Here is a 16766-nt window from a genome sequence, read left to right as displayed (position 1 = left end):
GAGCCACTCCCCATGACAAAGATGCCCGGCGTGATGCCCGCACCTCACTCCTCATCGCGTTGGAGACGCCGCTCGGCGTTCGGCTCCAAGCTCGCGCGATAGAGCCACGCGAGGTTTTTCGCCGTATAGGTACGCAGGCGCAGGAGTCCCGTATATTCCTTGCTGCCCTGCTGAATGCCGTGAAACGTCAGATCCGTCTCCTCCAGATCCTGCCAACCCGCTTGCGGCGTCCAAGTCTTGCCATCCTTCGTGCTTACCGTGCCCATCGGCACGTTCAAGGCGCGCTTGAGGAACTGCACCTCCAACGTATTTCCCTTGGCGTCCTTTTTCGTGACCCACTCCCAATAAAAGAGCAGTTCCCCTTTGAGCCGCATCGTCGAGGTGTCCGCCATGGCGCTCTCCTCGCCTCCGTCCGACCGTTTCTCTTTCCAAAGTTCATACCAGCGATCCGAACTTGTCAGGCGCTCCAGTTCACCCATGCCGAAAACACTGTCGACGATTGCTGCATAAAAGGTTTCATCATATTGCTGCGAGTTCATTTCCTTTTCCGAGCCAGGCGTACGCTTCGACCAAAGGATGTTTCCCTGCGCATCGTAAAAGTCCTCTTCCAGATAGCGGAAAGTGCGATTCTGCGGACTGACCTCGACGAGTGCGAGGCTGTAGGCAAGCGCAGCCGGATCGGGCAGGATATCCTTGATGCCGTAGTTCGCAATCGTCTCCTTTGCGCCTTCATAGCTGAAGCTCGTTTTAATCCAGCCGTGAATGACCGTTGGCATCGCACGCTCCAACCCTGCGACATTGAGACTCTTGACGACCGTGACTTCGTTCGGCGCAAAATACTTGCTGTACTTCGCATCCGATGCCAACCAATACCATTCTTCCGACGCATCGGGCGCAGCAAGAGCGCGGCACGGCACGACGGCAAAAAGAAGCACGGCAACAACCGCACAACAGAACTTCTCCCATGCGTTTTTCAAGGCGACTCCCCCTTTTTTTGAAGCAACCATCTCGACACTCAGGTTTATTCTTTGACATTCTCTCTCTTTGCAACAAATTCCAGCTTTATGAGTTTATAGTCATTTTCCAGCAACAACGTAACACAAAACGCTCGCAGTGCAGGGATATCCTTTTCCACTGCAACCCACACCTTGGAAAAATCCACTTCCGTATCATAGCCATGAGCAAAAATGTTTCTCTGCCCTTTGATCTGCTTCCATGGGATTTCCCCTGCTTTCTTCACAAAGTCATCAGACAAATGTTTCGCTAATTCTCCAATTGATTGGAGATTCATCGAAATGGAACTGCGATAAATATGATTTTTGAGAAAAACTTTTTCCGCACCGCCAAAATATCTTGTCGTATCAACGATTGCGTCACAATGCTTGACTATATTCCGCAGAACCTGCGCATCTTTCTCGCTGATCTTCATAAAGCAAAATCTCTTCCTTTTCCATATACTTCCCGAAAATCTCCTGCTCCTTTGGAACTTGTGTAACGATATCGACTTCCTTTTGCAAAGCGTCCTCCAGATCTACATAGAGTCCACCCAATTCCAACAAAGTCGTTTCTTCGTCCAACATAATATGAAAGTCCACATCGCTTTCTTTCGTAGCTTCTCCACGTGCATAAGAGCCGAACAGGAAGAGTCGCTTCACCTTGTACGCCTCACAGATTGGGCGAACTTTTTCGCGGATTTCATCCAAGGTCAAAACCATCAGGAAACCCTCCTCTCATTCAACAGTCTTGCCGCACTGCATCTCGCTCTTTCTATTGTACGAAAAATCCGCATGTCTGGCAAGAGGTGAAAGGAGCGGCTGCAACAATCAGCCGAGCGGCACGACCTCGCGCTCCCTCTTCGTGAAGCGCAGTGTCGTCTCGTAGCCGAAGCGCCGTGCGTAGGCGACGGCCTCGTCATTGTACGCGCCCGCATCCTCGGGCTTGTGCGCGTCCGAAGTCGTGATGACAGGCAGTTTGTGCGCCGCCGCGAGGCGCATGAAATCCTCGTAAGGCGAAATCTCCGCAACCGGATAGCGGTAGAGCGTACCCGTGTTGATGTCGACCGCCATCTGCGCCTTTTCCATCGCGCACACGGCGCGTTCCAAGAACGGCGTGACATCGAAGTCGGGGAAGTAGCGGAAGAGGCGGATGTTGAACGGATGCCCGAGCACATCGTAGAGCTTTGAGGCGCAGAGCTTCTCGATCTCCTGCGTGTACCATTCGTAGATGTCAAAGAGCGCGATGCGATCCCACTCCGCCTTTATCTCGGACGAGTCGTAAGCCCAGCCGCGAATGAAGTGAACGGAGCCGATCACATAGTCAAAATCACAGCTGCCAAGGATTTTGGCAACAGCCGTCTGATCCTGGAAGTTGCAGACCTCGATGCCCGTCTTGACCGCGTGCTTTTCCTTGAGTTTTGCCATGAAGGCGAAGTATTCTTCGAGCGTATACTTGAACTTGTTCTTCTTCAGCCACTTCTGCTGAAAACTGCCGACGAAGGAGTCGTCCAAGATGAGATCATCGTAATAGAGCGCTTCAAACTCCGGAAACGTGTGACTGTGCTCGGAAAAGCCGATCTCCGCCACGCCGCGCGCCGCCGCCGCCCGAAAGAATCCTTCCACCCACGCTTCATCGTAAGAGCCGTATTCCAAATGCATATGATAGTCGAGCTTCATGATCTTCCTCCTTGCATCTTTCCTTCATCGAGCAGCCGGCGCAGGATGCGCAGCACGCCGTGCTGCGTGTTGGGCGGCGCGATATGCTTCGCCGCCGCCTTCGCCTTCGGGTGCGCATTCTCCATCGCGTAGCTCTCGCCTACCGCGCCGAGCATCTCGACGTCGTTCAGATAGTCGCCGAAGGCAAGGCACTCTTCGGGGCGAATACCCAGAAGCTGCTGCACGCGGCGCACGGCGGCGCCCTTGTTCACATCTTTTTGCATGATGTCCACCCAATAGTTCGAGGAGACGACGACCTTCAGCTCCTCGGACAAGTCCTGCAGCGAAGGATAGATCGTGCGCTCAGCATCCGCCTCCACGGGATCGCATATAGAAAACTTGATCGCCGCATCATGCACGTCAGAAAAATCTTCGACCATCTTGTATTCCGTATAATATTTTTCCATCTCGGCGAAAAAATCCTCGTTGCGTTCCGTCACATAGGCGTACTCCTTGCCGCACCAGACGGTATAGGCGCCCTTGACGGCAGCGGCGCGGCGCACGATTTCCCTGCACAGGTCGGGCGCGATCGTCGTAGAGAAAAGCTCCTCGCCGCGCCGCACGACGTAAGCGCCGTTTTCCGCGCAAAAGATGAGATCATCCGCCCACGGTCGGAAGTGGCGCAGAAGCGCCGCATACTGCCTGCCGCTCGCAGGCGCAAAGATCACGCCGTGCGCCTTGAGTTCGGCGAGGATCGCGCCGAGTCCTTCAGGCAGATTTCCCTGCGCATCGAGAAGCGTGCCGTCCATATCGCAAAATACCAGCTTGATCATAAAAGCCGCCTTTCTTCAACCCCCATCGCTGCAGGCTGCACGCACTAACATCCGCCGTTTGAGCATCCCGCGCCGCCTCACGCAAAAGGGCGGCGGCACGCTTTCCGGCGCACCGTCGCCCCTGCCTATCTAATTATACTATCCCTTGCGCCCGTGGTAAAGACACCAAGGCTCTTCCGCCATATAATCGCCATCGTTGTAGTAGGCAGCACGCGCACGGCAGCCGCCGCAGGCACGCTTATAGTCGCAAGTGCCGCAGCCGCCCGAATATTCGAGCGTGCGCAGCTTGTTCAGCACCTCGCTGCTCTTCCAGATCTCGTCGAACGGCGTCTTTCGCACGTCGCCAAGCTCCATGTTGAGATAGGCGCACGGCTGCACCTTGCCGCGCGGACTGATGATGCAATAGCTGAGTCCAGCGAGGCAGCCTCGCCGAAAGCGCGTCTTGATGCCCATCTGCCCCGCGATGCGCAAAAACTGCGGCGCGCACGTCGGCTTCAATTCGATATCCACTTCTTCCGACTTTTTCATGATGCGTGTCAGGACGCTCTCGTACGCCTCGGCACGAAGCGATTCCTCCTCGATCGTCTCGGCGCGTCCCGTCGGCACGAGGAAGAAGAAGTGGTGCGCCACAGCGCCGAGTTCCACGGCGAAGTCCGTAATCGCCTCCAGCTCCTTTTCGTTCCAGTCCATGACCGTCGTATGAATCTGAAACGGCAGCCCCGCCGCGCGGCAATTCTTCATGCCTTCGACAGCGCCCGCCCAGCCGCCTGGATAGCTGCGGAACGTATCGTGCTTCGCGGGCGACATCGAGTCGAGCGAAATGCCCATGCCCATCGCGCCCGCCGCCTTCAAGTCGCGTGCCATCTCAGGCGTGATCAGCGTGCCGTTTGTGCCGAAAACCGAGCGCAGGCCAAGCTTCGTCGCGTGTTCTACAAGTTCCAGAATGTCGGGGCGCGTCAGAGGCTCGCCGCCCGAAAAGATCATGATCTTGAAGCCCGCGCGCGCGATCTCATCGAGGAGCTTCTTCGCCTCCGCCGTCGAAAGCTCCTCCTCCGCCTTGCAGCCCGCATCGCGGTAGCAGTGCTTGCAGTACATGTTGCAGGCGTTTGTCGTGTTCCATGAGATGATCATATCGCCGCCTCCTCACGCGCAAGTCCAATCTCCTCGTCCGTCAGATAGCACGAAGGATCGCTTGCCCAGAAATCACCCGTACGCGCTTCGGCGCGCGTGCGGAAGTTGCCGTTGCAGCACGAAAGGTAGCGGCACGAGGAACATCGACCCTTAAGAAACGGCTTTCGGTCCTTGAGTCCCGCCATGATGGCGTTCGACGTGTCCTGCCAGATCTCGCCGAACTTCCTCTCGCGCACGTTGCCGAAGGTATGGTGCTGCGTGAACTGATCGGGATGGACGTAGCCCAGGGGATCGACCTCGCCGAAAGCGATGCCCGAGCGATTGCCGCCGTTCATCGAAATGTGCTTCCACACATGCTCGGCCGCCGCCTCGCCCTTCTCCCTGAGCGTTTTCAAGTAGATGTAAACGCCGTCACAGTGATTGTCAACCGTCAGGATCTCCTTTTCCAGCCCGCGCTCCTCGAAGTCCTGCGTGCGGCGGATGATTGTATCCATGGCGCGGCGCGATTCCTGTGCCGTCACATCCTCTTCCATCATCGCGTTGCCGCGCCCCGAGTAGACGAGGTGATAGAAGCACACGCGGTTGATGCCCTCCTCCTCGATGAAATCGAAGATCTTGTCGAGTTCCATGATGTTATGATGGTTGATCGTGAAACGAAGCCCCACGCGCTGCCCGACCGCCGTGCAGTTCTCTATGCCGCGCATGGCAGCCTCGTAGGCGCCCTCCTTGCCGCGGAACTTGTCGTTCACATCCTTGAGACCGTCAAGCGAGATGCCGACGTAGCCCACGCCGATGTCCTTAATGCGCTGCGCCGTCGCGCGGTCAATGAGCGTGCCGTTCGTCGAGAGCGTCGGGCGCACGCCCTTTGCCGCCGCGTGCTCGGCAAGCTCGAAGAAGTCGGGACGAAGGAGCGGTTCGCCGCCCGAAAAGAGCAAAACGGGCACGCGAAAGTCAGCGAGGTCGTCGATGAAGCGCCGCGCCTCCTCTGTCGTCAGCTCGTTCTGATACTTCTTGGCGTCCGAGTTCATGTAGCAATGGCGGCACTTGAGGTTGCACGTCTTCGTCGAATTCCAGACGACGACGGGTCCCATTCCCTCGGCCGCACCGTTTTTCATGCGATGCGCATTCTTCGTATAGCGCAGCGAGTCGCCGAAATACTCGCGCGCAAAAAGAAGCTTCGTTACACTGATCATGAAATAAAAATCCTCCCGTTCATTCCTTTTGCTCTTCCTGCTTTTCAATCACGCGCATGCCGTCGAGAATCAATCCAAGCTTCAGGCGCACGTTCTCCTCGAAGGGAATTTCCAATTTACTGAACGCCGCTGCTTGAAACAGCGAGTGGAAAAGTTCTGAGATGATCGCCGTCGGGATGTCATGGCGGAACTCGCCATTCGCTTGGCCTTCCTCAACCAAGCGTGTGAAAAGCACCGTGAAAGGCGGCGCCGAAACGCTCGCCTCCGAGCGCTTCAGCAAGGTCGCCTGCTGTGCAGCACGCAGGAAAAGCGGCAACACATAACGATTCTGCCCAAGAAGTCTGGCGGCGGCCAGAAGCAGCTCGCGCAGGATTTCCGTCACGGGCCTACGCTCCTCGGACAGGACGCGCACCCTTTCTCCCAGTTCCTTCATGATGCGCCCCAGAAGTTCCATCAAGACATCGTCCTTGGAGTCAAAGTAATTGTAAAACGTACCGATGCCAAGATCCGCCCCGCTCATGATATCCGCAATCGCAACATCTTCCAGCCCGCGACTCTGAAACAGGCTTGCCGCCGAATCGAGAATCGCCTTGCGCGACTGAATCTTCTTCATCTCGCGGCGGCTGATCTTATCTTCTTCCATACAAATCCTCCTCGCTCAAGGAGTCTCCTGCACACTCCAACTCTCCTTGCCTATTATACATGAATCCCCTTCATTTTTAAAGCAGAAAATGAAGCATCTTCATAATTTTAAGGAAACGCTGCTAAAATGAAGTCGCTTAATAAAGCATTTTGAACGACGAGCGCTCTTGCACACAAAAAAAGCGCCGGCTACTGCCAGCGCAAAACTTCAAAATGGTGACCCAGGAGGGACTCGAACCCCCGACCCTTTGATTCGTAGTCAAATACTCTGATCCAACTGAGCTACTGAGTCACAAGCCGACCGCTCTCGCAATCAACATAAGTGATTCTATCACAGGAAACACCCGTTGTCAAATAAAATTTGCGCGAGTCCTGTTTTTTCCGTACAGGTAAATTTACCCCTTGATTTCGACGGGTTTAGCTTGCATACAAACAACCAAATATGCTATACTATGGGTGGTAAACGAGAGTAGCATTAGGCGCACGCGAAAAGCCCCCAAGTTGCAGCTTGGGGGCTTTTCTGTTCCCATATTGCAGGCAGGGACTAACGCCTAGGCTTGTTGCCGTTGCTCTCAACCGTCAAACCATTTGCACAGATAGTGGCAGACTATCCCCTCCAAAACGGAGAGCATAAACGAGAGTAACATCCTTGACGCACCCCCTTTCCATTGCCATGTCTGGGGGCGGCAACACATTGAGTATAGCATACTCCGACTGTCGGAAAGCCTTGAAATTCAAGTGTTCCGTGACAAACTCCCCGTTTTTCCGTATAATGAAAGAGTCATTGACTGAATCCGCTTCCTTGAGGAAGCGTCCAGCTGCACGAAAGGATCTGCTTTATGGAAAAAGAAAAGAAAAGCCGCAAGAAGCACCTGCTCGCCCTCATGCAGAAATATGTGACGATCTTCATCGGCGCCGTCATCACGGCCGTCGGACTCGAAATCTTCCTCATCCCGAACAACATTATCGACGGCGGCGTCGTCGGCCTCTCCATCATGGCGCATGCCATCACAGAGCAGCCTCTGGGCGTCTTTCTCATCCTCTTCAACCTCCCGTTCCTCTACATCGGCTACAAGCAGATCGGCAAAGCCTTCGCCGTCGCCACCATGACCGCCATCTTCCTACTCTCCTTTTGGTCGGCCTACTTCGCGCCGTTCCCGACCGTCACGCAGGATTTTTTCCTCGCCGCCATCTTCGGCGGCATCATCGTCGGTCTCGGCGTCGGTCTCATCATTCGCTCGGGCGGCTCGCTCGACGGCACGGAAATCGTCGCCATCATCCTCGACAAGAAATCCGTGTTCTCCGTCGGCGAAGTCGTCATGTTCATCAACCTTTTCATCCTTTCAGGCGCCGGTCTTCTCTTCGGCTGGGACAAGGCGATGTACTCGCTCGTCGCCTACTTCGTCATCGCCAAGATGATCGACGTCGTCGTGCAAGGGCTTGACGAATCCTACGCCGTCATGATCGTCACGAACGAACCGGACAAAATCAATGTTGCCCTCGCCGAGCGATTGGGACGCGGCGTCACCCTCCTCTACGGCGAAGGCGGCTACACGGGCGAGGAAAAAAAGGTTCTCTACTCCGTCGTCACGCGCCTCGAAGTCAACAAACTCAAGGAAACCGTCCTCAGCATCGACGAAAGCGCCTTCGTGACCATCAACGCCGTCCACGACATCGTCGGCGGCAGATTCAAGAAAAGCGGGCATTAAACCTGCACAGATAAATTCCCCGCCCTCCCTCTTTACACATCTATGCCGTCCCCCTTAACGAAGGCTCAAGAGCAACGGTCGCAGCACGATTGACGACAAAAAGGGAACTGGTGCATAAGCTGAACTTAACTTATGCACCAGTTCCCTTTTTGTTTGAAAGTCGACCCCCGCAGATTTCCCAAGTTTCACCGAAGCCATGAAGCCTTTGCCCTGCCGCATGGAGATGCACTCTCTGGCGCTCCTTTTCGGCAGTCAAGCGGTATCGGCACTATGCGCCCTGCTTTTCCTGCGCATGATTCTTCTACTCGGACTCGGAATTGATCGGAACTGCTCTTCTTCTGCGTCAAACTCATGCATTGTTCTTCGCAGCTGCATGAGCTTCCGCCTTGACGCACGGATTCGTATCCGTGGATTCTTCGGCACTTGCGTCTTGCCTTACATCAGTTCCGCAAGCGCCCCTCAACCCTTCATGAATATTCGTTCCGCTTCCTGCCGCCATACTGCAACGGCTTGCCGCCCTTTGGATTCTCTCCGTGAGCTTGTTCATCATGGTCTCGGAATACGCTCTTCCTCCTCCACGATGCGCCTCATGCCTGAACCTTCGGCTTACCTTAAGCTTTTCTGCTATTTTTGCTAGTCTGCATACTAAAGTTTCTCCTCTTTCTGCAAACATCTTCGCAAGGGATGCCTCCTTTCATCTGCACCCTTATTATAAAACATCTCCCATAAGTTGTCAATAATATTTTGAAAAATCTTGAAATATTTTCCGTCGACTAAATTTCTCTGTAAAATAAAGAAGCAGCCCTTGCAGGCTGCCCCTTTATTGCACGCATTCCTTGAGCTTCTCCGGTGGCAGGAGGCGCATCAATCCCATGATTGCCAGGATCTGATCAAACGCCGTCCCCGGATTCGCCACATTCCGGATCTTCACGACATGCGTAGCGTCCTTCCAGTTGTCAAACTCACTGTTGTTTTCTGCATATTCCAAATGATACTTTATCTCACTATTTTTATGTCCGAGACGAATCATGCGCTCGACGAGCGTCACATAGTCGACCATGAGGAAGATCGTCTCGAAATTCTCTTTCAAAAGGCGCGCGAGCTGCTTGACGCCATTCGCCTCCAACATCACAAGGCTGATCTTATGCTCCTGCAACGCCGAAAGAACGTCTTTTTTTAAGACGCCATAATAGTCGCCCTTATATGTGACGTGCACAATGAATTCCTGCTTGAAGAACTCCGCCTTGCCGACAAAGCGGTAAAATCTCGTATCGGAATCGATTTTTCCTGGTTTCCGCGTCGTATATAAAGGAATGTAATGAATCCCCATCTGCATAAGTTTGCCGATCAGCACCGTCTTGCCCGAAGCGTGCGGCCCGACCAGCGCATAAATCTTATTTGTCATAATCCTCTCCTAAGAAGGCCGTTTGCACGGCCGGCGGAAAAGAAAAAGAGGGCCGCCCCTCCTCGTTCTTCTTATATCTATCAAAAAAGCCGTCCCTGCAGTAAAAACAAAGGTCATAAAAACCTCTCACATGCTATCATACATCATTTCTTCTCCTTTGCCAACCACATTTTCTCTGGAGAAACACAAAGCTGTCCTTATTTTTCTCTTAAAACTTTCAATTGAGATGCAGGAAAATTTACATAAGAAAAGGAAATGCGCAGGAAAACGCGAATATATTCATGACGGCAAAATACTAAACAAAGGGAAATCATATGCCATGACGAAAGGCGGGATGCTCCGTGTATTTTTACTGCGAGAAATGCAAAAAAAAATATCCCATCAGCTCGATGAACTACCGCTGCGAATGCGGCGGCATGTTCCATCTGAACAAGGCGGCAAACGAAGAAACGGTGCATGACGTCACGATCGGACACATGCACACCGATCTTCTGAGCATCAAGATTGACGGCATCGAGTATCTGCTGAAGACAGAGAACCTTCTGCCGACTGGCTCCTTCAAGGATCGCGGAGCCTACACGCTGATCAATGAGATCCACCACGTCGGCATTGAGAAGATCGCGCTCGATTCAGCAGGCAACGCCGGCGCCTCCATCGCAGCGCACGCAGCGGCAGCGGGCATCGACTGCACAGTCTATGTGCCAAAGGAGACGTCGCCCGACAAACTGCGTCAGATTGCCGCCTACGGCGCGAAGATCGTCAAGACCGAAGGCGGCCGCATGGGCGCGTGTCAGGCGGTCAAGGAAAACCTCGGCGACGCCTACTATGCTTCGCATGTCTATAATCCGCTCTTCTTCGAGGGCATGAAGGCGATGGCATACGAGATTTATGAACAGCTCGGCGAGAGTGTGCCCGAGTACATCTTCCTGCCCGTCGGTAACGGCACGATGCTCTTAGGTCTTTACTACGGCTTCATCGAGATCGGCCGCCTGCCACGCCTCGTGCCCGTGCAGAGCAAGAACTGTGCACCGCTCTACGAGGCGTTCAACAAGATACCGGCGAGCCCAAAGACGGAGACAATTGCCGAATCGATCCGCATCGAAACACCCAAACGTTTGCACGATATGCTCGCTGCCGTCACGAACAGCGGCGGTGACGTCCTCATCGTTGAGGATGAAGAAATCGTGAAGTGCAAAGAAATGCTCGGACGCCGAGGCATCTATGTGGAAACGACAAGCGCCGCAGCTCTCGCCGGCGCCATGCAAATCTTCGGTACGGCAAAACCCGACAACTATCGCGTCGTCGTGCCACTGACAGGATCGGGACTCAAAGGATAATACGAATCAGGAGGCTGTATCATGTTCAAGAGAATCCTCATCGCCAATCGCGGCGAAATCGCCGTCCGCGTCATCCGCGCCTGTCAAGAGCTCGGCGTCGAGGCGGTCGCCATCTACTCCGACGCCGACAAGAACGCCCTGCACGTCCAGCTCGCCGACCTCACCTACCGCGTCGGCCCCGCCGATGCGACGGAAAGCTACCTCAACAAGGAAGCCGTCCTTGAGGCAGCCATTCAGACGAAGTCCGACGCCATCCATCCGGGCTACGGCTTCCTATCCGAAGATGCCGACTTCGCCGAGATGGTCACGAAGGCTGGCATCGTCTGGATCGGCCCCATGCCCGAGACCCTGCGCCTCGTCGGCGATAAGGATGCAGCGCGCGCTGCCATGGCGCCGTCCGGCATTCCGATGTCAAAGGGCAGCGCCCCTCTCGAAAGCAACGAGATGGCCTTGAAGGCTGCCGCGGAAGTTGGCTACCCTGTCATCTTGAAGCCTGTATCAGGCGGCGGCGGCAAGGGCATGTTCGTCGCACATTCCGAAGAGGATCTCAAGAACATCCTGCATCTCGTCGATCTCAAGAAAGTCGTCCACTACTTCGAACACTATATCGAGCATTCACGCCACATCGAGGCGCAGATTCTTGCCGACAACTACGGCACGGTGCTCTTCCTCGGCGAGCGCGAATGCTCGCTGCAGCGCCGCAATCAGAAGCTCCTCGAAGAGTCGCCTTCCGTCGCCCTGACGGAAGAGATGCGCCGCGAGATCGGCCGCCTTGCCATCAAGGCGGCGAAAAGCGTCCACTACTCGAATGCCGGCACGGTGGAATTCCTCCTCGATCTCGCCGACAACAAGTTCTACTTCATGGAGATCAACCCGCGCGTCCAGGTCGAGCACGCCATCACGGAAGCCGTCACGGGCGTCGACATCGTGCGCCGCCAGATCCAGATCGCCGACGGTGAGCCTCTGGGGCTCATGCAGAAGAATATCAAGATCCGCGGTCACGCCATCGAGTGCCGCATCAACGCCGAAGATCCCGACAACAACTTCCTGCCGTCTCCCGGTCTCATCACCTTCATGCACGAGCCGAGCGGTCCGCGCGTACGCTTCGACAGCGGCGTGACGACGGGACTGACAATCGAGCCGTGGTACGATTCCCTCATCGCCAAGGTCATCGTGCACGGTAGAACGCGCGGCGATGCCATCAAGATCATGGAACGTGCCCTAAGCGAATTCCGCATCGAAGGCGTCAAGACAACGATTGCCCTGCACCAGAAAATTCTTGAGGACAGCTACTTCCGCACGGGCAACATCGACACGCAATTCATCAAGCGCCGCATCACCCACTACGAGAACGAGCCGAAAAAGCTCAAGCTCAAGGACAAGCTCGATCTTGCCGCTTCCATCAACGCGAGCATGTATTACGCGTGAGACCTGCACATGAAAAGAACCCGACGGACATCCGTCGGGTTCTTTTCATGTGCAGAGGCATCCCGCATGTGCTCACTACGCTTCCTTCGGCGCCGGCGCTTTCTGCCCGAGCGAGATGATGAATCCCAAGACCGCTCCGGCGAGCGCCGGGCAGACCCAGCCCATCATGACGCCGTAGAACGGAACATGCGCGGCAAGCATTTCATAGAGGGCGGCAGAGCCGAAGCCTGCGGCATGCATCGCGTCCGTCAGCGAGAAGGCGAGCGTGACGAGGACGGCGCCCTGGTAGATGCTCTTTCGCCAGCCAATGAAGCGATCGAAGAGCGAGAGGAGGACGAATACGATGACGAGCGGGTAGATCGCCACGAGGAACGGCACGGCGAGCGCAATGATCTGCGTGAGGCCGATGTTCGACGCGCCGAAGCTGAAGAGCGTGGAGAAGAGCAGCAAGCGCTCGTAGGAAATCTTCTTCTTGAAGAGCTTGTGGAAGAACATCGCTGCGCTCGACGTGATGCCGCAGCACGTCGTGATGCACGCGAGGATGATGATGAGCGCGAGAAGCACGTTGCCCGCCGCGCCGAAGAAGATGCGCACGGCTTCGGCGAGGAGCTGTCCGCCGTTCTCCGAGTGTCCGAGAACCGTCACGCTCGTCGCTCCGAGATAGGCCAAGGAGCCGTAAACGCAGGCCATGAGGAATACGGTGATGAAACCGGCTGCGAGGCATGCCTTGCCGATGGTGCGCGTGTCGGTCACGCCGCGATAGCGCACGGCATTGACAACAAGCGCGCCAATGGCGATGGTCGCGAGGAGATCCATCGTCTGATAGCCGTCCTGGAATCCCTGCGCATAGGGCGATTCCAGGTAAACACCCGTCGGAGCGAGCACCTCCCCCATCGGCGACCAGAAGGTACGCAAAAAGAGGATCACAAGAACGACGAGCAGCGCGGGCGTAAGCATCTTGCCCACGCGGTCGATGAGCTTGTTCGGATTGAGCGACAAATAGTACGATGCGCCAAAGAAAAGCGCCGTGTAGATGACTTGCGGAAGCGTGACATCGCCCGCACCGACGAAGGGACGAATGCCGATCTCAAATGAGACGGCGCCCGTCCTCGGCATGGCGAACAACGGCCCTATGATGAGGTAGAGGATGATGAGAAGCGCCGTCGCAAACCATGGGAACGTGCGCCTCTTCAGAAGCTGCACATATTCGCCGCCCGCGAGCGCGATCGCCATGATGCCCAAAAGCGGCAGACCGACGCCCGTCGTCATGAAGCCGAGCATGGCGGACAGCGTGTTCGTCCCCGCCGCCTGCCCCAGTGCAGGCGGGAAGATGAGGTTTCCCGCCCCGAAAAAGACGGAGAACATCATGAAGCCCAAAGTCAAAAGATCCTTCTTCTTCAATCGATTCATTTCGCATTCCTCTCAAAATTCTCTTCCAACAGCGGCTTCAGGAACTTGCCCGTGTACGAGGCCTTGACCTTCACGATGTCCTCGGGACGGCCTTCGGCAACGATCGTGCCGCCGCCCGAACCGCCCTCAGGTCCGAGGTCGATGATGTGGTCAGCCGTCTTGATGACGTCGAGGTTGTGCTCGATGACGACGACCGTGTCACCGCCGTCGACGAGGCGGTGCAGGATGCCGAGGAGCTTCGCGATGTCGGCAGTGTGCAGTCCCGTCGTCGGCTCGTCGAGGATGTAGAGCGTGCGCCCCGTCGAGCGGCGCGCCAGTTCCGTCGCGAGCTTCACGCGCTGCGCCTCGCCGCCCGAGAGCGTCGTCGCACTCTGCCCAAGCTTGATGTAACCGAGCCCGACGTCCTGAATGACCTTGAGCTTCGTCTCGATGCGCGGGATATTCTTGAAGAACTCCACAGCTTCGTCAACCGTCATGGCGAGCACGTCGGCAATCGTCTTTCCCTTGTAGCGCACCTCAAGCGTCTCGCGGTTGTATCGCGCTCCCTTGCAGACCTCGCATGGCACATAGACGTCGGGCAAGAAGTGCATCTCGATCTTGATGATGCCGTCGCCGCGGCATGCCTCGCAGCGGCCGCCCTTGACGTTGAAGCTGAAGCGCCCGGGCTTGTAGCCGCGCATCTTCGCCTCCGTCGTCTGACTGAAGAGCTGCCGGATGGCATCGAATACGCCCGTATACGTCGCAGGATTCGAGCGCGGCGTGCGCCCGATCGGCTGCTGGTCGATGTCGATGATCTTGTCGACGTGCTCAAGTCCCAGAATTTTCTTGTGCTTGCCGGGCTTTCCCTTCGCATGGTAGAGCCTTGAGGCGACGCCCTTGTAGAGGATCTCGTTGACGAGCGTCGACTTGCCTGAGCCGGAAACGCCCGTGACGAGAATCAATTCCCCGAGCGGGAACTTCACGCGCAAGTTCTTGAGATTGTTCGCCGCCGCACCGACGATCTCGATGAAATTGCCCGTTCCCGTCCGGCGGCGGCTCGGCACGGGGATGAACTTCTTCCGCGCGAGATACTGTCCCGTGACGGACTCGGCGACCTTCTTGATCTCTTCCGCCGTACCCTCGGCGACGACACGCCCGCCATGCGCCCCTGCGCCGGGGCCGATGTCGATGATATGGTCGGCGGCATACATCGTATCCTCGTCATGCTCGACGACGATGAGCGTGTTGCCGAGATCGCGCAGATGCTGCAGCGCCGCCAAGAGGCGGTTGTTGTCACGCTGATGAAGTCCGATGCTCGGCTCATCGAGGATGTAGAGCACGCCCATGAGTCCCGAACCGATCTGAGTCGCAAGCCGTATGCGCTGCGCCTCGCCGCCCGAGAGCGTCCCCGCCGCACGCGATAGCGTCAGATAATCAAGCCCGACGTTCAAGAGAAAGCCGAGGCGCGCATGAATCTCTTTCAAGATCTGCGCGGCGATCTTCGCCTCGCGCTCCGAGAGCGAAAGCTCGGAGAAGAATTCATCACATTCTCGAATCGTCAGCGCCGTAACCTCGGCGATGTTCTTGCCGCCGACCTTGACGGAAAGCACCTCGGGACGAAGACGCGCTCCATGGCACGCAGGGCATGGTGTGATCGTCATGTAGTTCTCGTAGTCCTCGCGCATCGCGTCCGTGTCCGTCTCGCGGTAGCGCCGCGTAAGCATCGGCATGACGCCCTCGAAGGCCGAATGATGCAGCTTGTACTCGCCGAACATGTTCTCGTAGCCAAACTCGAACTTCTCCTCGCCCGTGCCGTAGAGAAGAAACTCCTGCACCTTCTTGTCCAAGTCGCGAAACGGCGTGTCAACCGTATAGCCGTAATGCTTGAGAACGGCCTCCATCTGGCAGTTCGCATAGGTGTTGAGATTCTTGGAAAGCGGCGCGAATACTCCCTCGGCAAGCGACAGCGAATCGTCGGGTACGACAAGCTCCAGATCGAACTCCATGTTGCTGCCGAGGCCGCTGCACGTCGGACATGCGCCGTAAGGGCTGTTGAACGAGAACATGCGCGGCGTGATTTCGGGCAGGCTGATGCCGCAGTCGACGCACGCGAAGTTTTCGCTGAACATCAAAAGTTCGCCGTCGACGATTTGCACGTAGACGACTCCCTCGCCCATCTTCAAAGCCGTCTCCAAGGAATCGGCAAGCCGCTGCTCCATGCCCTCGCGGACGACAAGACGGTCGACGACGACTTCGATCGTATGCTTCTTCGCCTTGTCGAGGTGAATCTCTTCACCGAGGTCGACGACCTCGCCGTCGATGCGCACGCGCACATATCCTTCGCGGCGGATGTGGTCGAGAATCTTCTTGTGCTCGCCCTTCTTGCCGCGAACGATCTGCGCCATGATCAGGAGCTTCGTGCGCTCGGGCAAAGCCTCAAGCTTGTCCATCATCTGATCGACCGTCTGCTGCGCGATGGGCTTGCCGCACTTCGGACAATGCGGGCGGCCGGCGCGCGCGAACATCAATCGCATGTAATCGTAAATCTCCGTCACCGTGCCAACGGTCGAGCGCGGGTTGCGGCTCGTCGTCTTCTGGTCGATGGAAATCGCCGGCGAAAGTCCCTCGATATTGTCAACATCGGGCTTGTCCATCTGACCGAGGAACTGCCTTGCGTAGGATGACAGCGACTCCACATAGCGCCTCTGCCCCTCGGCATAAATTGTATCAAAAGCGAGCGAGGACTTGCCCGATCCCGAAAGCCCTGTGACGACGACGAGTTTGTCTCGCGGTATCTCCACGTCGATATTCTTCAGATTATGGGCGCGCGCGCCCTGTATGCGAATCACATTCTCCATAAAGTATTTTCCTCCGTTTGCTGCTTCCCCCTATTATATCGGAAAGGCGGCGGAAGTTGAAGCCCTTTTATTATTTTATCTTCTCTTTGCACAAATCAGGAGAATCGTGCCTCGATCAGAATAACCTTGCTCATGTCCCACGAGAGCCTCCCATACAAAAAGGCTGCCGCACGAAGCCCATCCTTGCTTC

The 16766-nt window shown here is 56.1% G+C and carries 15 protein-coding genes and 1 tRNA gene; 4 read left to right on the top strand and 12 right to left on the bottom strand.

Annotated elements, in window-relative coordinates:
• Positions 1-44: 44 nt before the first annotated feature.
• The 9 genes from HMPREF1153_RS01965 to HMPREF1153_RS01925 all read right to left on the bottom strand — a co-directional run bounded on the left by HMPREF1153_RS01965 (position 45) and on the right by HMPREF1153_RS01925 (position 6742).
• Entirely contained in the window at positions 45-977 is a 933-nt protein-coding gene (locus HMPREF1153_RS01965) for a hypothetical protein (RefSeq protein ID WP_009645240.1), read from the bottom strand.
• A gap of 44 nt (positions 978-1021) precedes the next feature.
• Positions 1022-1429, bottom strand: a complete 408-nt coding sequence (locus HMPREF1153_RS01960) for a HepT-like ribonuclease domain-containing protein (RefSeq protein WP_037369496.1) — start codon at positions 1427-1429, stop codon at positions 1022-1024.
• Entirely contained in the window at positions 1374-1715 is a 342-nt protein-coding gene (locus tag HMPREF1153_RS01955; RefSeq protein ID WP_009645232.1) for a nucleotidyltransferase family protein, read from the bottom strand. Before HMPREF1153_RS01955 ends, HMPREF1153_RS01960 begins: the two co-directional genes overlap by 56 nt.
• A gap of 108 nt (positions 1716-1823) precedes the next feature.
• Positions 1824-2672 (bottom strand): histidinol-phosphatase, encoded by an 849-nt coding sequence (locus tag HMPREF1153_RS01950; protein ID WP_009645238.1) that lies wholly within the window; start codon positions 2670-2672, stop codon positions 1824-1826.
• Positions 2669-3484, bottom strand: a complete 816-nt coding sequence (locus tag HMPREF1153_RS01945) for an HAD family hydrolase (protein ID WP_009645237.1) — start codon at positions 3482-3484, stop codon at positions 2669-2671. Before HMPREF1153_RS01945 ends, HMPREF1153_RS01950 begins: the two co-directional genes overlap by 4 nt.
• 138 nt (positions 3485-3622) lie before the next feature.
• Complete coding sequence (gene nirJ2, locus HMPREF1153_RS01940; protein ID WP_006191181.1) at positions 3623-4615, bottom strand: putative heme d1 biosynthesis radical SAM protein NirJ2; 993 nt, start codon at positions 4613-4615, stop codon at positions 3623-3625.
• Complete coding sequence (gene nirJ1 / locus HMPREF1153_RS01935) at positions 4612-5808, bottom strand: putative heme d1 biosynthesis radical SAM protein NirJ1 (protein ID WP_009645234.1); 1197 nt, start codon at positions 5806-5808, stop codon at positions 4612-4614. The genes nirJ2 and nirJ1 overlap by 4 nt, the downstream gene beginning before the upstream one ends.
• Before the next feature lie 19 nt (positions 5809-5827).
• Positions 5828-6451 (bottom strand): TetR/AcrR family transcriptional regulator, encoded by a 624-nt coding sequence (locus HMPREF1153_RS01930; RefSeq protein WP_009645231.1) that lies wholly within the window; start codon positions 6449-6451, stop codon positions 5828-5830.
• Between the two features lie 213 nt (positions 6452-6664).
• A tRNA-Arg gene (locus tag HMPREF1153_RS01925) sits at positions 6665-6742 on the bottom strand.
• Positions 6743-7289: 547 nt separating this feature from the next.
• On the opposite strand from HMPREF1153_RS01925, the gene HMPREF1153_RS01920 reads away from it, so the two are divergent.
• On the top strand, positions 7290-8159 hold the full coding sequence (locus HMPREF1153_RS01920; protein WP_009645244.1) for a YitT family protein: 870 nt from the start codon (positions 7290-7292) through the stop codon (positions 8157-8159).
• A gap of 820 nt (positions 8160-8979) precedes the next feature.
• Here the strand turns inward: HMPREF1153_RS01920 and HMPREF1153_RS01910 are convergent.
• On the bottom strand, positions 8980-9564 hold the full coding sequence (locus HMPREF1153_RS01910; protein WP_009645239.1) for a hypothetical protein: 585 nt from the start codon (positions 9562-9564) through the stop codon (positions 8980-8982).
• 22 nt (positions 9565-9586) lie between these two features.
• Between HMPREF1153_RS01910 and HMPREF1153_RS12870 the strand changes: the two genes are divergently transcribed.
• Genes HMPREF1153_RS12870 through HMPREF1153_RS01900 form a run of 3 tightly spaced genes read left to right on the top strand, consistent with a single transcriptional unit; the run spans position 9587 to position 12329 of the window.
• Entirely contained in the window at positions 9587-10024 is a 438-nt protein-coding gene (locus tag HMPREF1153_RS12870; RefSeq protein WP_232208164.1) for a hypothetical protein, read from the top strand.
• Positions 9906-10901 carry a pyridoxal-phosphate dependent enzyme gene (locus HMPREF1153_RS01905; RefSeq protein ID WP_009645233.1) on the top strand — a complete coding sequence of 332 codons (996 nt, stop codon included), beginning with the start codon at positions 9906-9908 and terminating at the stop codon, positions 10899-10901. The genes HMPREF1153_RS12870 and HMPREF1153_RS01905 overlap by 119 nt, the downstream gene beginning before the upstream one ends.
• A gap of 21 nt (positions 10902-10922) precedes the next feature.
• Positions 10923-12329 carry an acetyl-CoA carboxylase biotin carboxylase subunit gene (locus HMPREF1153_RS01900; RefSeq protein WP_009645236.1) on the top strand — a complete coding sequence of 469 codons (1407 nt, stop codon included), beginning with the start codon at positions 10923-10925 and terminating at the stop codon, positions 12327-12329.
• 75 nt (positions 12330-12404) lie between these two features.
• Here the strand turns inward: HMPREF1153_RS01900 and brnQ are convergent, their stop codons facing one another.
• Positions 12405-13739: a branched-chain amino acid transport system II carrier protein gene (gene brnQ / locus HMPREF1153_RS01895; RefSeq protein ID WP_009645243.1), complete on the bottom strand. Its 1335-nt coding sequence runs from the start codon at positions 13737-13739 to the stop codon at positions 12405-12407.
• On the bottom strand, positions 13736-16576 hold the full coding sequence (uvrA, locus tag HMPREF1153_RS01890) for an excinuclease ABC subunit UvrA (RefSeq protein WP_009645242.1): 2841 nt from the start codon (positions 16574-16576) through the stop codon (positions 13736-13738). Before uvrA ends, brnQ begins: the two co-directional genes overlap by 4 nt.
• Between the last annotated feature and the right edge of the window lie 190 nt (positions 16577-16766).

Source organism: Selenomonas sp. CM52, from assembly GCF_000292955.1.
Classification (GTDB): domain Bacteria; phylum Bacillota; class Negativicutes; order Selenomonadales; family Selenomonadaceae; genus Selenomonas.
This window is presented reverse-complemented; position numbering and strand designations above follow the sequence as displayed.

Coding starts and splice junctions, on each gene's coding strand:
- HMPREF1153_RS01960 (WP_037369496.1), bottom strand. CDS start 1,429: ATGAAGATCAGCGAGAAAGATGCGCAGGTTCTGCGGAATATAGTCAAG.
- HMPREF1153_RS01955 (WP_009645232.1), bottom strand. CDS start 1,715: ATGGTTTTGACCTTGGATGAAATCCGCGAAAAAGTTCGCCCAATCTGT.
- HMPREF1153_RS01950 (WP_009645238.1), bottom strand. CDS start 2,672: ATGAAGCTCGACTATCATATGCATTTGGAATACGGCTCTTACGATGAA.
- HMPREF1153_RS01945 (WP_009645237.1), bottom strand. CDS start 3,484: ATGATCAAGCTGGTATTTTGCGATATGGACGGCACGCTTCTCGATGCG.
- nirJ2 (WP_006191181.1), bottom strand. CDS start 4,615: ATGATCATCTCATGGAACACGACAAACGCCTGCAACATGTACTGCAAG.
- nirJ1 (WP_009645234.1), bottom strand. CDS start 5,808: ATGATCAGTGTAACGAAGCTTCTTTTTGCGCGCGAGTATTTCGGCGAC.
- HMPREF1153_RS01930 (WP_009645231.1), bottom strand. CDS start 6,451: ATGGAAGAAGATAAGATCAGCCGCCGCGAGATGAAGAAGATTCAGTCG.
- HMPREF1153_RS01920 (WP_009645244.1), top strand. CDS start 7,290: ATGGAAAAAGAAAAGAAAAGCCGCAAGAAGCACCTGCTCGCCCTCATG.
- HMPREF1153_RS01910 (WP_009645239.1), bottom strand. CDS start 9,564: ATGACAAATAAGATTTATGCGCTGGTCGGGCCGCACGCTTCGGGCAAG.
- HMPREF1153_RS01900 (WP_009645236.1), top strand. CDS start 10,923: ATGTTCAAGAGAATCCTCATCGCCAATCGCGGCGAAATCGCCGTCCGC.
- brnQ (WP_009645243.1), bottom strand. CDS start 13,739: ATGAATCGATTGAAGAAGAAGGATCTTTTGACTTTGGGCTTCATGATG.
- uvrA (WP_009645242.1), bottom strand. CDS start 16,576: ATGGAGAATGTGATTCGCATACAGGGCGCGCGCGCCCATAATCTGAAG.